The following is a 16,270-nucleotide window of genomic DNA, read 5'->3' as shown; positions in this document are numbered from 1 at the left end:
GAGTACGCTGGCGGGTATGCCGCGATCCGCCGCCGACACCCGTCGATTCCGCCACGGAGCGGGCAGGCTCGCCCTGGACTTCGTCCGCACGCTCAACCGCCGGGGCACACCACAGGAGAACGAGGAACTACCGGACACGGAAGCTCTGTTCGCATGGGTGCGGCAGTTCGGCCCGAGCGGCGGGGTGGTCGCCGTCGCCCCTTTCGCCGCCGTATCGGTTGCCGACGCCCGGCAGTTGCGCGAGGCCATCCACGAACTGATCGTGGTGGCCCGCCGGGGCGAGGGGTTGACCGCCTGGCGATCCCTGGCCCGAGAGCGGGTCAACCGCGCCGCCGCCGCCCCGACGCCGATCCCGGCGGTGGACACGTGGGGCCGTGTGCGCTGGAGTGCGCCGGACCCGGTCGCCGCCACCCTGTCGCTAATCGCCCGGGACGCGATCGACCTGGTCGACTCCGCCGCGATCGCCCGGGTCAGGGCCTGCGCCGGCCCGCTCTGCGCAGTGCTGTTCCTGGACGAATCCCGCCCTGGCACCCGCCGTTGGTGCTCGATGAACACCTGCGGCAACCGAGCGAAGAAACAAACGAGCCGAACCACGAAACAGAAACAGCACACCGCCTCGTAGCCCGGCGGTGGTGGGCCGCGAGAGCGCTCGCCTTCCCACCCGGGGCGCTCAGTGCTCCGGCTCGGCCGCTCGGTGCACCCACAGATCCAACTCCAGTTCGACGCCCCGCCGATCCCGACCCACCGGCGGCGCGTCCGCGCGCACGAATCCCGTGGCCCGGGCGACGCCGATGCTCGCCACGTTGTCCGCCGGGATGCGCAGCACCACCTCGGGCACGCCGACCGGGTGATAGGCGTACTCGGTCATCAACCGCACCGACTTCGCGGCCAGACCGAGCCCACGATGACCGGCGCCGATCCCGTAGGCCAACTCGGCGCAATCGCCCACCGTTTCGTCGCCGACGAACAACATCACCGCGCCGCACGGCCGACCACCGTCGACGGTCACCGCCGGCTGGATCGCCCGCTGCTCCGCCCGGGTCCGCCGGACCTTGGCGAGGAACGCCCGGGCCGCCTCGACATCGAACGGGGACGCGAGGGGCGTCCAGCGGGCCATCTCGGTTTCGTCGAACAACTCGACCAGGGAAGGCAGATCGGCGTCGGTCCACTCCCGCAGATGGATCCCGGGGGCGACCACCTCGACGTGGGACGGCAGTACATACGCGGATGACGGTTCGGCAGACATGGTTCGAGTGTGCCCTGGCGGAGCGGACACGGGGCCACCGCGACGTGCGCGATGGCCCCGTGTGCGGGAAAGCCTGGGCGGAGCGGGTCTACCGCTTGGCGGCGGCGCCCACGTGTGCCGCGTCGCGGGGGTCCTGGACTCTCGTGCGGTAGAGCCATAGCGCCACGCCGACGACCAACACGCCGCAGGCGATGCCCAGTTCCTTGAAGCCGCCGTAGCCGGTGATGGAGAACCCGGTTGCGCCGACCACCAACACCACGGCCAGGAACGCGGCCAGCAGCCAGGCCAGCGGCACGAAGAAGTTCGGCAGCCGGATCGGCCGGGCCAGGTCCGGGCGGTCCCGGCGCAACATCGCGAAGCCCGAGATGGCCAGTACGTGGGTCAGGATGTAGCCCAGGTTGCCGGTCACGATGATCGCGAGCGGGGTCTTGAGCGCGATCAGGATGACCACGTTGACCACGAGGGCGATCATCAGGGCCCGCGCCGGCACGCCGCGCCGGTTGAGCACGCCGACCTGCTTGATCGTGGTGCCCTCCTTGCCCATGTTGTAGAGCACGCGCGAACCGTCGGCCAGGCCGGTGATCATGATCAGCAGCAGCGAGGCGATCAGGAAGACCACCATCAGGTCGGCCGCGCCGCCCACCAGGTCGTTGAACGCGCCGACGTAGAAGGTGGTCGGGTCGAGCCCGATCTTCTCCTCGCCGACATAGCCGGCCAGCGCCAGCGGCAGCAGGATGAACACGCCGAGCGAGAACAGCACACCCGCGCGCAGCGCCCGCGAGGTGTCCTTGACGGTGTCCTTGTACTCCGGCGCGAAGGTCGCGCAGACCTCGACGCCGAACGACGTCCAGGCCATCACGTACAGCCACACCAACGATTCGCGGATGCCGGCCGCGCCGTGCAGGTTCCAGTGCAGGTTGCTCGCGCTCCAGTCGCCACTGGCGAACGGCAGCACGATGAACACCACGAGCGGGACGAGCAGCATGCCGCCGGTGACGTAGACGACCCACATCGCGACGTGCAGGCCGAACATGGCCGCGCCGAAGAGCAGCACGATCACCGCGATGCCGACCACGATCGGGAAGGTCAGCTCGGCGAAGCCCAGGTCCAGGGTCCAGTCCTGGCCCTGGAACCACTGGGCCTGGACCAGCGAGCCGATGATGCCCGCGTACACGGACAGCGCGGTGGTCCAGGGAAACCAGTAACCGATGCTGGCCAGCGGGCCGACGAACGGCGCGCGCTTCTTCCAACCCTCGGTCGCGTAGTGCGCGATGCCGCCGGACGACTCGGGGAACATCGCGGCCAACTCGGTGTAGATCCAGTTGGCGATCGTGGCCAGGAGCATCGAACCGGCCCACAGGGCGATCGCGCCCCACGCGCCGAGGCCGCCGATCGAGGCTCCGAGCGAGGCGATCAGCGCGGCGGGCATGGTCAGGGACATCGCGAAGCCGTCGTACCAGCGCATCTTCTTGGCGAGCGCGGGCGGGTCGACCACGGTGTCGGCGGCGGTACCGGTCGAGCCGGGGGCGGCCGGGTGAGGTGCTGCGGACATACGTTTCCCCTTCGCGGGGTGGGAGCGGCCGGTGGAGGTTCCCGGGGGACGGCCGCTTGGGGGAGGGGGTCGCGGGCTCCGGACGCGCTGCTGTCGACGCCGTCGTCGGCCCTGCCGGTGGCCCTGCTGATGGCCCTGTTATAGATCCGGGTTTTCAACCACGTCAAGGGTTCTTCTTTGTTCGTTCGACAAATGAGAGCAGTCGAAGTTGCTCATTGAGATCTATTGACAGGTCAAAGTTGCTGATGAAGTCTGAACATACGCCGCCCGAGGACAGAGAGGGATCCCCCCGCATGAGCAGCAACGGCCCCGCCCGCCACCAGTTCTTCATCAACGGCGCCTACGTCGACGGCGCCGGCACCGAGGGCTACGACGTGATCAGCCCGGTAACCGGCGAGCACGTGGCCACCGTCCCGGTGCCCACCGCCGCCGACCTGGACCGGGCCGTCGCCGCCGCCAACACCGCGCAGCGCGCGTGGGCCAGGGTCAACGTCTGGCAGCGCGCGGAGTTGTGTCACCGCATCGGCGACGAGATCACCAAGCGGGTCGACGAGCTGGCCCGCCTCCAGACCCTGGAGCAGGGCAAGCCGCTCGCCGAGTCGGTCGCCGACATCGAGGAGGCCGCGCAGCTCTTCCACCTGCACGCCGAGGACGCGGTCCGGCTGCACGGCGAGACGATGCCCTCCACCGACGGCACGAAGCGCATGTGGACTTTCTACGCGCCGGTCGGCACCTGGGGCATCATCACCCCCTGGAACTTCCCGCTGCTCATGCTCGCCGAGTTCGTCGCCCCGGGGCTGGCCACGGGCAACGCGCACGTGGTCAAGCCGCCGGCCAACACGCCGCTGACGGTGCTCAAGGCGATGGAGGCGTTCGTCGCGGCCGGGGTGCCGGAGGGTCTGATCAACATCCTCCCGGGCGAGGGCGCCACGGGCGACGCGCTCGTGCGGCACGACGGCATCGACGCGATCGGCTTCATCGGGTCCTCCGCGACCGGAGCCAAGATCCAGGCCGCCGCCGGGCTCAAGCGCTCGATCATGGAGTGCTCCGGCAACGGGCCGCTGGTCGTGCTGGAGGACGCCGACCTGGCCGCCGCCGCCAAGGCCGCGGTGTACGGCGCGTACCTGTGCGCCGGGCAGGTCTGCTGCGCCACCGAGCGGGTGATCGTGGTCGACGCGGTACACGACGCGTTCGTGGCGGCGGTGTTGCGGGCCGCCGAGGACGTGGTGCTCGGTGACCCGTTCGACGCCGCCACGAACTTGGGGTCGCTGAACAACGAGGGTGTCGCCGCGAAGATGGATCGGCACATCGCGGATGCGCACGAGCGGGGCGCGAAGGTGCTTTTGGGCGGCAAGCGCCGGGTGGGGATGCCGACGGAGTTGTACTACGAGTTCACCGTGGTGGACGAGGTCCCCGTGGACAGTCTGCTGTCGCGGGAGGAGTCGTTCGGGCCGGTCGTGCCGATCATCACTGCCGTGGACGAGGACGATGCGCTGCGGCTGGCCAACGACGACAAGTTGGGGCTTCAGGGGGCCGTGTTCACGCGGAGCATGCGGGCGGCGTATCGGTTTGTGGAGGAGATGGCGGTGGGGCAGGTCGTGGTGAACGACAGCACGTGTTTTTGGGACGTGAACATGCCGTTCGGCGGGGCCGGGAATCGGGGTACGGGGTGGGGGCGGATCGGGGGCAAGCACACGCTCCTGGACATGTCCGACCTCCGCACGGGCGTGATCAACCTCTAGCCGCCGTTGGCCTCAAACGCCGGCCGGGCTGGGTGACCCCGGCCTCCGGCCGAGGGTGGCCTCAAGCGCCGGCCGGGCTGCTTGGCCTCAAGCGCCGGCCGGGCTGCTTGGCCTCAAGCGCCGGCCGGGCTGGGTGTGACCCGGCCTTCGGCCGAGGTGGCCTCAAGCGCCGGCCCGGCTATTTGGCCTCAAACGCCGGCCGGGCTGTCGATGGCTGGGTTTGCGAAATCCAGCCGGGCCGGCGTTTGAGGCCACCCTCGGCCGAAGGCCGGACGCAGTCAGCCTGGCCGGCGGTTGAGGCCGCGTTTTGGCTTGCCTTTACGAATACCGGTCACTACCCCGTAGGGAACCGCATGACCCCGAGTCACCGCATTGCCTTGCGTAATGCTGCCCAGGAGCCGTTTTGGTTGGATCGGATCGAGTGTCCCGAGCCGTTGGCGCGGCTCGTGGGGGATGTTCGGGTTGATCTGGCCGTGGTTGGTGGCGGGTATACCGGGCTTTGGACCGCGTTGATCGCCAAGCAGCGGGATCCCGGGCGGGATGTACTGGTGTTGGAGCAGGGCACCTGTGGGCATGCCGCCAGTGGCCGCAACGGGGGGTTCTGCTCGCCGAGTCTTACCCATGGGTTGGCCAACGGGCTGCAACGGTGGCCGGATGAGATCGATACGTTGCAGCGCCTGGGTGCGCGCAATCTCGATGCGTTCGAGCGTGACTTGGACACGCATGGGATCGACTGTGGGTTCGGGCGTTTCGGCAAGGTCGCCGTTGCCGCCACCCCCTGGCAGGCCGAGTCCCTGCGGGCGTCGGTGGGGGTTGCCCATCGCTACGGGGAGAAGGCCGAATACCTGGAAGGGGACGCGCTGCGCGCCTACGTCGACTCGCCGTTGTGGGCGGCGGGCGTGTGGCAGCCCGACTACGCGCTCCTGGACCCCGCGCGCCTGGTCTGGGGGCTGCGCCGAGCCTGCCTGGACGCCGGTGTGCGGATCGTCGAGCGTACCGAGGTCACCTCGATCGACACCAAGCCCGCCGACGCGGTCCGGCTGAGCACCGCCTACGGGCTCGTCGCCGCCCGTCGGGTGGCGCTCGCCACCAACATCTACCCGCCGCTGCTGCGCCGGCTCGGCCTGAGCATGGTCCCGGTGTACGACTACGCGCTCACCACCGAGCCGCTCACGGACGAACAACTCGCCGCGATCGGCTGGACCGGCGAACACGGCGTCACCGACGCGGGCAACCAGTTCCACTACCTGCGCAAGACCGCCGACAACCGCATCCTGTGGGGCGGTTACGACGCCATCTACCCGTTCGGCAGCAGGGTCGACGAGGCGCTGACCCAGCGCCCGGAGACGTTCGACATCCTCGCCGAGCAGTTCGCCGCGACCTTCCCGCCGCTCGCCGACGTCGCCTTCTCGCACGCGTGGGGCGGCGTGATCGACTCGACCACCCGGTTCTGCATGTTCGCCGGCACCGCCGCGGCCGGCCGGGTCGGCTACGCGCTCGGCTTCACCGGACTCGGCGTCGGGGCCACCCGGTTCGGCGCCGAGGTGATGCTGGACCTGCTCGCCGGCACCCGGTCGGAACGTACCGAACTCACCATGATCAAGCGCAAGCCGATCCCGTTCCCGCCCGAGCCCGCGCGCTGGATCGGCATCCAGGCCACCCGCTGGTCGATGGCCCGCGAGGACGCGCACGGGGGCCGCAACCTGTGGCTGCGCTCGCTGGACCGACTCGGACTGGGCTTCGACTCGTGAACCACCCGGGCGCCGGACCCGAAGGCCGTGAGGAACAGGGGAAGATGGCCGCCGGAGATCAGGACCAGGCATACGCGCCGAACCCGGCGCCGCAGCAGACCCGGAGCAGCCGCATGACCCCTGCAGGCCCGCTGGACGACATCGACCGGCGCATCATCGCCATCCTCCAGGCCGACGGCCGGCGTGCGTACAAGCAGATCGCCGAGGACCTGGGCATCCCGGCGTCCTCGGTGCGCTATCGGGTGCAGCGCCTGGAGGAGAGCGGGACGCTCCAGATCGTCGGCATCGCCAACCCGCTCACCATCGGGTTCGACCGGCTCGCGATGATCGGCATGCGGGTACGGCCCGGCAGCGCCCGGGAAGTGTGCCGGGAACTGCGCGAGTTGCCCGAGACGTCGTACGTGGTGATGGTCGCGGGACAGTACGACGTGATGGTGGAGGTGATCTGCCGGGACACCGACCACTTCACCGATCTGCTCAACCGGCGCCTGTTGTTGATCGACGGGGTGCTCTCCACCGATTCCTTCTTCGTGCTGGAGGTGCACAAGCTCGCGTACGGCTGGGGCGTCGGCGGCGTCGAGTCCTCGCTGCTCGACGCGCCGGAGATAGCGCCGGGGTCGGGCCTGGACCAGCGGGACAGCCGCTGACCGCCCGCCCGTCGCGGCTCAGCCGCTCGTCGGCAGGCCGGCGAGCCAGCGGTCGGCGGCGCGACGGGTGGTGAACGTGTGCACCGGGACGTCCGGCGCGGAGTGCGCGGCGAGCAGTCGGCGCACCCGGGGGCGGACCGAGTGCCGGTAGGCCAGGACCGAGCGCAGCACGCTCGGGTCGAGCCGGTCGTGATCGCCCGCCTCGGGGTGCCGGCGGCGGGCCAGTATCGCGGTGATCGCGGCCGGCGGATGGATGTCGAGGAAGACCACGGCGTCCGCCGCCCGCAGCCGGATCGGCAGTGTGGAGGCGTAGTTGCCGACCACGATCCACTCGGACCGGGCGACCAGCGCGCGCTGCGCGTCGGCGAACTCCTCGGCCGAAGCGGTGGTTCGATCCTCACGGTGGTACAGGGTGTCCAGGTGGGTGACGGGGAGGTCGAGTCGGGTACCCAGGGCGTCGGCCAACTCGGGCCTGCCGGTTCCGCCGACGCCGACGACGACGATCTTGCGCATGGTCTCGCAGCGTACGGAGGCGGCGGGCGCCACGCGCGTGGATTACCGGGAGTTTGCCGGGCGGGCCCGGTCCCGCCCGGCCCTTGGCGTCATGCGCCCGGCTCGGCTGGGTGACCCGGCCTTCGGCCGAGCCGGCCTCAAACGCCGGCCGGGCTGGATTTTGCGGGCTCGCCGGTCGGGCCCTGGATGGCCCGACCGGCGGGCGGGGTCGCGGCCGGGGTTCGGTCGCGACACCGTGGTGGACCGGCCCGGTCAACCGGCGGCGGCCGGGACTCGGGGTTCGGGCCTGGGATCGGCCGCGGGCCGCAGAACGCGTTCCGCGAACAGGCCGAAGACCAGGCCGAACGTGGTCCAGATGATGGCGTGCACGCCGAGCGAGGCCACCCGGAAACGCCAGAGCACCGTGGCCGAGAACTCGGCCGGCACCTCGTTCACCGTCGGCATCGCCCACATCGTGATGCCCACCGCGACGAGGAAGCCGGCCACCGCGAGCGGGACGGCGTTCCAGGCCCCGAGCCGGTCGGTCAGCCGCCGGGCCAGGATCACCGCCGCCGCCGCGAACAGTACGGACAGCGTGAGCATGCCGAAGTACAGCGCGGTACGCCGCCCGATGGTGTCCGCGTCGCCGACGGCCGGCGGGTTCGCCGGATACTTCAGGAACGGCACCACGATCACCGCCGCGAAGCCGAGCAGCGCCAACAACCCGGCGGTGGCCCTGGGCCGGAACGGGCCGATCCGGCCGTACGCGAAAGCGAAGACCAGCGCGAACAGGCCGCCGATCGCGATCCCGTACACACCGACCCCGGTCAGCATGCCGATCGTGCTCTGCACGCCCCGACCGACGACCTCCTCCTCGGGATGATCGCCGGCCGCGCCGCCCTCGTGCCCGTGCTCCTCGAACGCGATCGCGTCGCGGATCTGCGGCTCACCGAAGACCCACGCGAACACCCACGCCAGTGCCCCGGCGAGAACGCCGGTGAGCATGCCGCGGATCAACAGATTTCGCACCATGCGCGATGTCGACTCCCTGTGCGGCGGCCCTCGACCGAGGGCCGCGCCGAACGTGCCTCACGGCGCGACCGTGCGGCCGCACGATCGCGCGGCCGTCAGTGGCAGGGGAAGCCGAGCAGGTGGCGCCCGTCGTGCACGAACTCGTGCACACCGGTACCCGAGAAAAGCGCGACCGCGCCCTGCTCGGAGGCGACGAAGTAGATCAGGAACAGCAGGAACGCCCCCGCGAACGCGGCCCAGGGCACGATCGCCCGGACCGGGATCGTGATCGGTGTGGCGGCGGGACGGGGAACGGCAGCCTGAGCCACGGAATCCTCCTTCGGGGCAACGCGCCCGTGTGCGGGGTGCGTCGCGGGAGGGTCTGACTCACGGCCGCCGGAACCCCGCTTGCGCGGGTCGACGGCTCGATCACAGTGGCGCGTCCGTGCCGGGGTCTCACCGGCTTCCTCGTCGCGACGCGAGGTCGATCGGAATCTAGGGGCCGCCGCCTGAGCGGGTCAACGGGCCTGGGGCTCCGGACGGCAGACTTGTGCAAGTCTTGAACCGGGCGGACTGGGGTGAGTACACGGATATGAGTACACGGGTCACCTTGGTATGCCATGCCGCGACCGCGGCCACCGCGCGCGCGGCCTTCCCGCTGGACGAGCCGCCGACCGCGGCCGGCCTGGCGGCGGCCCGGGAGCAGGCCCGGCCGCCGAGTGGACGGGCGCCGCGGGCGCTGCGTGGGCCGGAGTTGCGCTGCGCCGAGACCGCCGCCGCGCTCGGCTTGGCCGAGATACGCGTCGAGCCGGCGCTGCGCGACTGCGACCACGGCGACTGGGCGGGCCGCACCCTCGACGAGGTGTTGGCCGCGGATCCGGCCGGGGTGGCCGCGTGGTTGGCCGATCCGGACGCGGCCCCGCACGGCGGCGAGTCCCTGGCCTCGGTGTCGGCGCGGGCCGGGAAGTGGCTGGACGAGCTGGGCCGGGCGGCGGAGCACGCGCGGGTGATCGCGGTGACCCACCCGACCGTCGCGCGCGCCGTCGCGGTGCACGCGCTGCGGGCCCCCGCGAGCGTGCTCTGGCACCTGGACGCCGGCCCGTTGGCCCGGGTCGACCTCACCCGCAACGGCCCGCGTTGGGCCCTGCGCGGCTTCGGCGTGCCGGGCCGGGCGTGAAACCCTGGCGGGGTCGTCGAGCGGTGCTCAGTCGGTCGCGGTGCCGGTGATCCGGGTCGGGGTCAGGCGCACGACCACGCGCACCGACTCCGGCGGGAGGTTCAGGTATTCGTCGCCGGCGCCCGGGCCCTCGTACTTCTCGGCCAACTCCATCGCGAGCCGGCGGCCGACGTCCTCGGTGATCGTGGTGGTGCCGCGTACCTCGACGTAGACCTCGGAGTCGGCGGGGTCGTAGATGGTCAGGCTCGCGCGCGGGTCGCGGCGCAGGTTGCGGTCCTTGAGCCGGCCGGCCTGGGTGGAGACGAGGACGTCGTCGCCGTCGCGACCCACCCACACCACGGAGGTCTGCGGGCTGCCGTCCCGGTTCACGGTGGCCAGTACGGCCGGGTGCGCCGCGTCGAGGAGCTTGCGGGCGGAATCACCCAGAGAGATCGTCATGTCCCGGATCCTACGTCGCGTTCGTGGGAGCGGTCGCGGCTCGTGGTCGGATCAGCGTCTTGCCCAGCGGCCGACCACTCACCTGTTCGCGCAGAACGGCCGGGAGTTCGGCGAGGGTGATCTCCGCGGTCACCAGGCGCTCCACGGGCAGCTTCGGCAATACCGCCAGCGCGGCGGCGAAGTCGGCGCGGCCGGTGCCGTAGCTGCCGGCCACGGTGACCGGCCGACCCGCCCACGTGGTGCGCACCACCTGCTCGCGGCGCCGGACCCGGTCCAGATCGCAGGCCAGGTCCGGGAGTCGATCGCCCGGGGCGGTGCCACCGTAGAGCAGAACCAGCCCGTCGGGAACGAGTGTGCGCAGGGCCTCGGTCAAAATCTCCGGGCGCACGAAGCTGGTCGCGATCACGGCGAGCGCGAACGCCGACGACGGCAGCCCCACGCTCGGCCGCACCTCGAAACCGCGCGCCCGCAGGAATTCGGTGCGGTCGGCACTGCGATTGGCCAACGTGACCTCGGCGCCCGCGAGTTCGGCTAGGCGGGCGATCCACAGACCGGCCGCGCCCGCGCCGAACACCACCACGCGCCGACCGAGGAGGGGGATGCCGGTGTGCCCGACCAGGGCCGCGACGCAGTGCTCGGCGCAGGCCAGCGGTTCGGCGAAGACCGCCTGCCGGTCCGAGAGTTCGGCCGGGATCCGGGGCAGCGCGGCGGTCAGCCGGTCGGCCGGGCCGGCCGCGTACATCTCGGTGGCGAAGCCGCTGGTGCGCGCGAGCGGCACATTGGGATCCAGGCCCACCCGGGCACCGACCGGCAGCACCTCGGGCAGGGTGGACTCGGCGACCACGCCGACCAGTTCGTGGCCGAACTGACTGGGACCGTGCCGCTCGCGGGCCACCTCCTTGAGGTCGGAGCGACACAGACCGGCCAACGCGATCCGGATCCGCACCCGGTGTTCGCCCGCCGGCGGGTGTGGTCGGCCGAGCCGCAGGTGCGGGCCGTGCGGGCCCAACTCGACCCTCATCCGGCCCGATCCGGGCGAGCGGTGCCGACGCGGGGCGCGGGCATGGTCCGCCCGACCGCTTCGGCGGCCACCATCGCGAGCGCCTCGCCGAATCGGTCGGCGATCAGATGCGCCTCCGCGGGGGTCAGGATCAGCGGCGGACGCAACTCGATGACATTGCCGAGCCCGTGCTCGGATACCCGGGTCAGTACACCCCGGGCGTGCAACGCGCGCTGGAACGTGTGGGCGAGTTCCGGGGCCTTGCCCCCGTCCGGGCGCACCAGTTCGAGGCCGAGCATCAGCCCGGGCCCGCGTACGTCGCCGAGCATCGGGTGCTCCCGTTGCAGAGCGCACAGCCGCTCGGTCAGGATCGCGCCGGTCCGGCGCACGTTCTCCAGGAAACCGGGGCGTCGGACGATCTCCAGCGTCTTGACCGCCGCCGCGGCGGCCAGGTTGTGGCCACCGTAGGTGAAGCCGTGCAATGAACGGTCCCAGTCGGCCATGCGCTCCTCGGTCACAATCGCCGCGAGCGGCAGTCCGCTGCCGGTCAGCCCCTTCGAGACGGTCATCATGTGCGGCACCACGCCGAACAGATCGGCCGCGAACATCTGCCCGGTGCGGCCGAACGCGGTCTGGATCTCGTCGAAGATCAACACGATCCCGTGCTCGTCGCACAGGGCCCGCAGGGCCGGGAAGTAGTCCGGGGGAGGCACGATGTTGCCGCCCATTCCGCTGATCGGCTCGATCAGGACACACGCCACGCTGCCCGAACTGGCGTACGTGATGAAGTCCTCGATCCGGCTCACGCACAACATGCCGCAACTGTCCGGGGTCTGCCGGTAGAAGCAGCGAAAGCAGTAGGCGTCGGGCACGTGTACCGCGCCGAGCGGCGGCATGTGGAACGGCGCCCGCATCCGACTGCTGCCGTTGTACCCGGCGGCGGCGATGGTCTGGCCGACGTGGCCCCGGAACGGCACGATCACGTCGCGCCGGCCGGTGTGGTGCTGGGCGATGCGGATCGCGCCCTCGTTGGCGGTCGAGCCGCCGCTGCTGCGCAGGTTCACCCGGGTCAGACCGGCCGGGGCCAGCGCGGCCAGGTCGCGCATCAGGCGGTCGGTGGACTCGGTGCGAAACGACGAGGAGGCGAAGACCAGTTCCTCGGTCTGCGCCCGGACGGCGGCCATCACCTCGGGATGGTGGTGGCCGAGGATCAGATTGAACGTCCCGGACACGCAGTCCAGGTATTCCCGGCCGCTCGCGTCCCACGAGCGGATGCCCTCGCCGCGCACCAACTGCTCATCGCCCAGCCGGTATTGCGCGACCCGGGCGGTCGCGGCGGCGCGCTCCTCGGCCGACTCAGTCATCGCGGTGGTCCGCGTCGAGCCACTCCAACTGGGTGCGGACCCAGGCTTCGAGCGTCCAGGGTTCGGCCACCTTGCGTCGCCGCTCGGCCGCCGCCGCCCGTTCGGCGGGGGACGCGGTCAGCGCACCGATCAGCGCGTCGGCCTGCTCGACCAGGTCGAACGGGTTGATCGTGCGGCACACCGGGGCCAGGATCTCCGCCGCGCCGCACATCTCGGACAGGATCACGTCCGCGTCGCGCTCGTTGACCAACGGGGCCTCGAAGGTGCTCAGATTCTGGCCGTCCACCGTCGAGTTGAAGATCAGCGCGTCGGCCCGGCGGAAGCAGCCGATGGTGTGCTCCACCTCGTTGTCGCAGTGCAATCGCACGGTGTCCGGGCCCAGTTCGGCGTTCGCCTCGGCGATCGTGTACTCCACGCGACGGACGTAGTCGGCGTTCGCCTCGACGTAGAGCCGGTTCGGATTCATCCGGACCAGCATCCGGGAGGAGCGCACCGCGGGCTCGCGGCGGTGGGCGACCACGAAGGCCCGGACGGCGCGTTCGGCGTTCTTCATCGGGTCGGTCCGGCCGCTGTGCACCACCAGGGGCGCGTCGCCCGCCCACTCCGCGATCCCCGCCGGCAGGCGCGGATGGTCCGCGTCGAGCGCGCGCGGGCTGTAGCCGAGCGGCATGGTGCGCACGCCCGTGCGCCGGCCGCGCCATCGGATCACGCCCGCGTTGCGGTCCACGTCGGCATCGGGTATCAGATCCGCCACGCAGTCCAGGAAGTTGCGGCACCACCGCTCGGCGAAGAAGCCGATCGTGGTCGCCGGCAACATGCCTTCGAGCAGGCCCACCCGCAGCGCCCGGGGCAGGATCCGCCAGTAGTCGGGCGAGGGCCAGGGGATGTGCACGAACAGCAGGATCGGCGCGGTCGCCCGCACGGCGCGCAACCGGGCCGGTACGCCCACGAGTTGGTAGTCGTGCACCAGGTACACCGGATCGGCGACATCGGCCGAGTCGGCGAGCAGCGCACCGGCGAAGTCCTCGGTGAACTCGGTGAATCGTTCCAGGGCGGTATAGGTCTCGGCGCCGAAGGTCGGCGTTGTCCACCGGTCCCAGCCGTAGTTGTTCGCGGCCCACATCAGCTGCGCGGTCATGAAGTTCTGTACGACGTCGAAGGTCTCCCGGTCGTGCCGCAGCAGTCGGACCCGGATGTCGCGGCCCGAACGCAGGCGCAGACTCAGGCCGTTCGGGCTCTCCCGGGCCGCCCGATGATCGTCGTCGCTGTCCGCGCTGGCGATCCAGGTCACGTCGAGCACGCCCGCCTGTTCGGCGACCACGTTGCCGGTACCGCCTGGCGCGAGCCACGGACGCAGCGCGCCGGTCACCGGATCGGGGGCGAAGCTGACTGCGGCACGCTTGCTGGCCAGGAACAGATGACGGTCCATCAGGGCTGGTCCCTTCCGAGAGCGGCTGAAGCGTCGAGAGCGGCTGAGGCGATCGATCCGGTCGGCCCGACCACGGCCGCGATCAGCGCCGCGTCGGCCGCGAACACGTCGACCGGGTCCAGGCCGTGCAATTCGGGCAGGTGCGCGGCGCGTTCACTGTGCAGGCACGCGTTGCGCGGGCGGCAGGCGTACCCGGTGTCCCGCTGCGGCACGGCGGTCACCAGCGCCGGGTCCACGCCGTGCACCGCCGCGATGTGCCGGGCCCACTGCACCCGGGACAGCCGCCGCGGCCCGCCCAGATGCACCACGCCCGTGTGCGGCGAGTCGAGCAGCGCGGCGGTCCAGGCCGCGACGTCGTCGATCAGCACCGGGGTGTTCCAGTGCTCGTCCGGCACTGCCACGGGCTCGCCCGCGCCGAGCCGTTCGGCGCACGTGGTGAAGAAGTTCGGCCGCAGTCCGGCCCGGTCCCAGCCGTACACCAGGCTGACCCGCAACACGAGCGCGTCGCCGCCGGCCAGGTAGGCGGCCTCGGCGGCGAGCTTGGCCCGCCCGTAGGCGTTGGCGGGCGAGGTCGGCGCGGACTCGGCGCAGCTGTCCGCGTGGCCCGGGAAGACGTTGTCCGTGGAGATCAGCACCATCCGCGCGGCCCGCCCTGCCAGCGCCGCCACCACGTGTCGGGCCCCGGCGACGTGTACCGCGGCCGCGCCCGCCGGATCGGCCTCACACCGGGTGATGTCCGAGGGCCCGTGCGCTGCCACCACCGCGTCGGGGCGGACCGCGTCGACCACCGTGCGCACCTCGCGCGGATCGGCCACGTCCACCGGAAGCCAGCGCAGCCCCCGGGTCTCCGGGGTGCGCGGGCGGCGCCGCGAACCGAGCACGACGCCGTGGCCGAGGCGGGTCAACCGGGCGCCGACGTGGCCGGCTATGTACCCCGATCCGAACAGCAGGACCCGGGTCATCGGGCGACTCCCTTCCGGTGCGGCGGACGTGGGTGGTGCGGTGGGTCGGAACGGCCGCCTTCGGAACGGTCGCCTTCGGAACGGTCGCCTTCGGTGGAGCGATCACCGTCGGTGGAGCGGCCGGAGCCGCCGGAGCCGCCCGGATCGTCGGGATCATCGGGATCGCCGTCCGGGCCGGACGCGCCCGGGCCGGTCTCGGCGGGCAGCAGCCGCAACGACCGCGCGCCCACCATCACCACCACCCCGCACAGCGCCACGATGCCGAGGACCGTACCCAGGCCCAGCCGGCCGGCCAGGGTGCCGACCAGCGGCGGGGCGCCGAGGAAGCCGGCGTAGGACACGGTGGTGACCAGCGAGATCGCCTGCGGGCGCCGACTCGGGGCGACCGCGCGACCGGTCGCGGCGAGCAGCGTGGGCAACACCGGCGCCAGCCCGACGCCGGCGAGCGCGAAGCCGGCGAGGGTGGTCGGGGTGGACCAGGCCGCCGCCGCGAGCGCCAGGCCCAGGCCGCCGAGCGCGCCGCCGCCGACGATCAGCGGGGCGTCGCCGACCTGTTCGCCGCGCCACTGGGCGAGCAGGCGGCCGGCGGACAGGCCCGCCATGTAGACCGCCGGGCCGCACGAGGCGAGGAACGGGCCGGTGCCGAGGTTGTCGGTGAGGTGGATCGCGCCCCACTGCTCGACGGTGTTCTCCATCAGCAGCACCGTGCCGCCGACCGCGCCGACCACCGAAAGCGCGATCAGGAGACGGCCGTTCGCCCGCTCGGCGCGCTCCGATCCGGGGGGTCCGGCCGCCTCCTCCTGCCAGTGCCGGCGGTCGATCGCCGCCACCGCGCTCAGCGCGACCAGTACGGCGATCGTCACCAGGATCGCCCGCGCCGACACCCCCGCGTGCAGCGCGAGACCGACCGCCGGGGCGGCCAGGACCATCGCGAGCGGGGTGGCCGCCTGGACCCGGTGGAACAGCCGCTCGCCGGTGAGCGCCTCGCGCGCGGCGGTGGTGGCGTTGAGCGCCACCTCGATCGCCCCGCTGGTCGCGCCGACCAGCAACAGCGCGGCGGCGAACGTCCAGCGCGACCCGGCCACCGCGACGGCGAGCGTGCCGAGCGCGAACCCGAGGGTGACCAGGGGCAACGTACGCGGGCCGAGCCGCCGCGCGAGCGGCCCGGTCAGCAACATCGCGGGCACCGCCGCCACCGGGACCGCGAACAGCGCCAGGCCCAGATTCCCGTCGTCCAACCCGAGTTCGTCCTGGAGGGTGGGCAGCAGCGCGGCCCAACCGCCCCAGAACAGCCCCCAACTCGTCGCCGGGGCAAGCAGACCGAGCACACCGCCGCCGTATCGCATGCACACTCCGTCCGTCACAGGTGACCGAGAGTGTCGCCCACCGTATCTCCCCACCACTACCCCGAGCCGGCCTTCCGCACCGATAGCGTGACCGGCGGCGGGCGATTTCGACG

At 71.9% G+C, this 16,270-nt stretch carries 16 protein-coding genes and 1 riboswitch; of the genes, 5 read left to right on the top strand and 11 right to left on the bottom strand.

The window, feature by feature from the left end; genetic code table 11:
• The first annotated feature begins 16 nt into the window (after positions 1 to 16).
• Positions 17 to 622 carry a CGNR zinc finger domain-containing protein gene (locus ACH4XV_RS17850; RefSeq protein ID WP_395790783.1) on the top strand — a complete coding sequence of 202 codons (606 nt, stop codon included), beginning with the start codon at positions 17 to 19 and terminating at the stop codon, positions 620 to 622.
• Positions 623 to 670: 48 nt separating this feature from the next.
• On the opposite strand, the gene ACH4XV_RS17845 is transcribed toward ACH4XV_RS17850, so the two are convergent.
• Both ACH4XV_RS17845 and ACH4XV_RS17840 read right to left on the bottom strand, forming a co-directional pair.
• A complete protein-coding gene (locus tag ACH4XV_RS17845) occupies positions 671 to 1,246 on the bottom strand; it encodes a GNAT family N-acetyltransferase (RefSeq protein WP_395790781.1) in 576 nt (191 codons plus the stop codon).
• 88 nt (positions 1,247 to 1,334) lie between these two features.
• A complete protein-coding gene (locus tag ACH4XV_RS17840) occupies positions 1,335 to 2,798 on the bottom strand; it encodes an APC family permease (RefSeq protein ID WP_395790779.1) in 1,464 nt (487 codons plus the stop codon).
• Positions 2,799 to 3,091: 293 nt separating this feature from the next.
• Here ACH4XV_RS17840 and ACH4XV_RS17835 point away from each other — a divergent pair, with 293 nt between their 5' ends.
• The 3 genes from ACH4XV_RS17835 to ACH4XV_RS17825 all read left to right on the top strand — a co-directional run bounded on the left by ACH4XV_RS17835 (position 3,092) and on the right by ACH4XV_RS17825 (position 6,938).
• Positions 3,092 to 4,540, top strand: a complete 1,449-nt coding sequence (locus ACH4XV_RS17835; RefSeq protein ID WP_395790777.1) for an aldehyde dehydrogenase family protein — start codon at positions 3,092 to 3,094, stop codon at positions 4,538 to 4,540.
• A gap of 353 nt (positions 4,541 to 4,893) precedes the next feature.
• Positions 4,894 to 6,291, top strand: coding sequence for an NAD(P)/FAD-dependent oxidoreductase (locus tag ACH4XV_RS17830; protein WP_395790775.1), 1,398 nt, complete (start codon positions 4,894 to 4,896; stop codon positions 6,289 to 6,291).
• A gap of 44 nt (positions 6,292 to 6,335) precedes the next feature.
• On the top strand, positions 6,336 to 6,938 hold the full coding sequence (locus ACH4XV_RS17825; protein WP_395790773.1) for an Lrp/AsnC family transcriptional regulator: 603 nt from the start codon (positions 6,336 to 6,338) through the stop codon (positions 6,936 to 6,938).
• 18 nt (positions 6,939 to 6,956) lie between these two features.
• Here the strand turns inward: ACH4XV_RS17825 and ACH4XV_RS17820 are convergent, their stop codons facing one another.
• The 3 genes from ACH4XV_RS17820 to ACH4XV_RS17810 form a co-directional block, all read right to left on the bottom strand.
• A complete protein-coding gene (locus ACH4XV_RS17820) occupies positions 6,957 to 7,451 on the bottom strand; it encodes a topology modulation protein (protein WP_395790771.1) in 495 nt (164 codons plus the stop codon).
• A 252-nt stretch (positions 7,452 to 7,703) separates the two neighbouring features.
• Complete coding sequence (locus ACH4XV_RS17815; RefSeq protein WP_395790769.1) at positions 7,704 to 8,462, bottom strand: CbtA family protein; 759 nt, start codon at positions 8,460 to 8,462, stop codon at positions 7,704 to 7,706.
• 95 nt (positions 8,463 to 8,557) lie between these two features.
• Positions 8,558 to 8,770 carry a CbtB-domain containing protein gene (locus ACH4XV_RS17810; RefSeq protein ID WP_395790767.1) on the bottom strand — a complete coding sequence of 71 codons (213 nt, stop codon included), beginning with the start codon at positions 8,768 to 8,770 and terminating at the stop codon, positions 8,558 to 8,560.
• 51 nt (positions 8,771 to 8,821) lie between these two features.
• A riboswitch (cobalamin riboswitch) is annotated at positions 8,822 to 8,909 on the bottom strand.
• 124 nt (positions 8,910 to 9,033) lie between these two features.
• On the opposite strand from ACH4XV_RS17810, the gene ACH4XV_RS17805 reads away from it, so the two are divergent.
• Positions 9,034 to 9,618, top strand: a complete 585-nt coding sequence (locus tag ACH4XV_RS17805; protein ID WP_395790765.1) for a histidine phosphatase family protein — start codon at positions 9,034 to 9,036, stop codon at positions 9,616 to 9,618.
• Between the two features lie 27 nt (positions 9,619 to 9,645).
• Here ACH4XV_RS17805 and ACH4XV_RS17800 read toward each other — a convergent pair whose 3' ends face one another.
• From ACH4XV_RS17800 to ACH4XV_RS17775, 6 genes are read right to left on the bottom strand one after another with little or no spacing between them, the layout of a single operon-like run.
• Positions 9,646 to 10,056, bottom strand: a complete 411-nt coding sequence (locus ACH4XV_RS17800; RefSeq protein ID WP_395790763.1) for a PPOX class F420-dependent oxidoreductase — start codon at positions 10,054 to 10,056, stop codon at positions 9,646 to 9,648.
• A gap of 10 nt (positions 10,057 to 10,066) precedes the next feature.
• On the bottom strand, positions 10,067 to 11,077 hold the full coding sequence (locus tag ACH4XV_RS17795; RefSeq protein ID WP_395790761.1) for an alcohol dehydrogenase catalytic domain-containing protein: 1,011 nt from the start codon (positions 11,075 to 11,077) through the stop codon (positions 10,067 to 10,069).
• A complete protein-coding gene (locus ACH4XV_RS17790; RefSeq protein ID WP_395790759.1) occupies positions 11,074 to 12,420 on the bottom strand; it encodes an aspartate aminotransferase family protein in 1,347 nt (448 codons plus the stop codon). Before ACH4XV_RS17790 ends, ACH4XV_RS17795 begins: the two co-directional genes overlap by 4 nt.
• Positions 12,413 to 13,849, bottom strand: a complete 1,437-nt coding sequence (locus ACH4XV_RS17785; RefSeq protein ID WP_395790757.1) for a trehalose-6-phosphate synthase — start codon at positions 13,847 to 13,849, stop codon at positions 12,413 to 12,415. Before ACH4XV_RS17785 ends, ACH4XV_RS17790 begins: the two co-directional genes overlap by 8 nt.
• Positions 13,849 to 14,811 carry an SDR family oxidoreductase gene (locus ACH4XV_RS17780; RefSeq protein ID WP_395790755.1) on the bottom strand — a complete coding sequence of 321 codons (963 nt, stop codon included), beginning with the start codon at positions 14,809 to 14,811 and terminating at the stop codon, positions 13,849 to 13,851. Before ACH4XV_RS17780 ends, ACH4XV_RS17785 begins: the two co-directional genes overlap by 1 nt.
• Complete coding sequence (locus tag ACH4XV_RS17775) at positions 14,808 to 16,157, bottom strand: MFS transporter (RefSeq protein ID WP_395790753.1); 1,350 nt, start codon at positions 16,155 to 16,157, stop codon at positions 14,808 to 14,810. Before ACH4XV_RS17775 ends, ACH4XV_RS17780 begins: the two co-directional genes overlap by 4 nt.
• Positions 16,158 to 16,270: the final 113 nt, after the last annotated feature.

This window comes from Embleya sp. NPDC020630 (assembly GCF_044334985.1).
Classification (GTDB): domain Bacteria; phylum Actinomycetota; class Actinomycetes; order Streptomycetales; family Streptomycetaceae; genus Embleya.
Note: the sequence above shows the minus strand (reverse complement) of the source record. Positions and strands in the feature narration are given on the sequence as shown.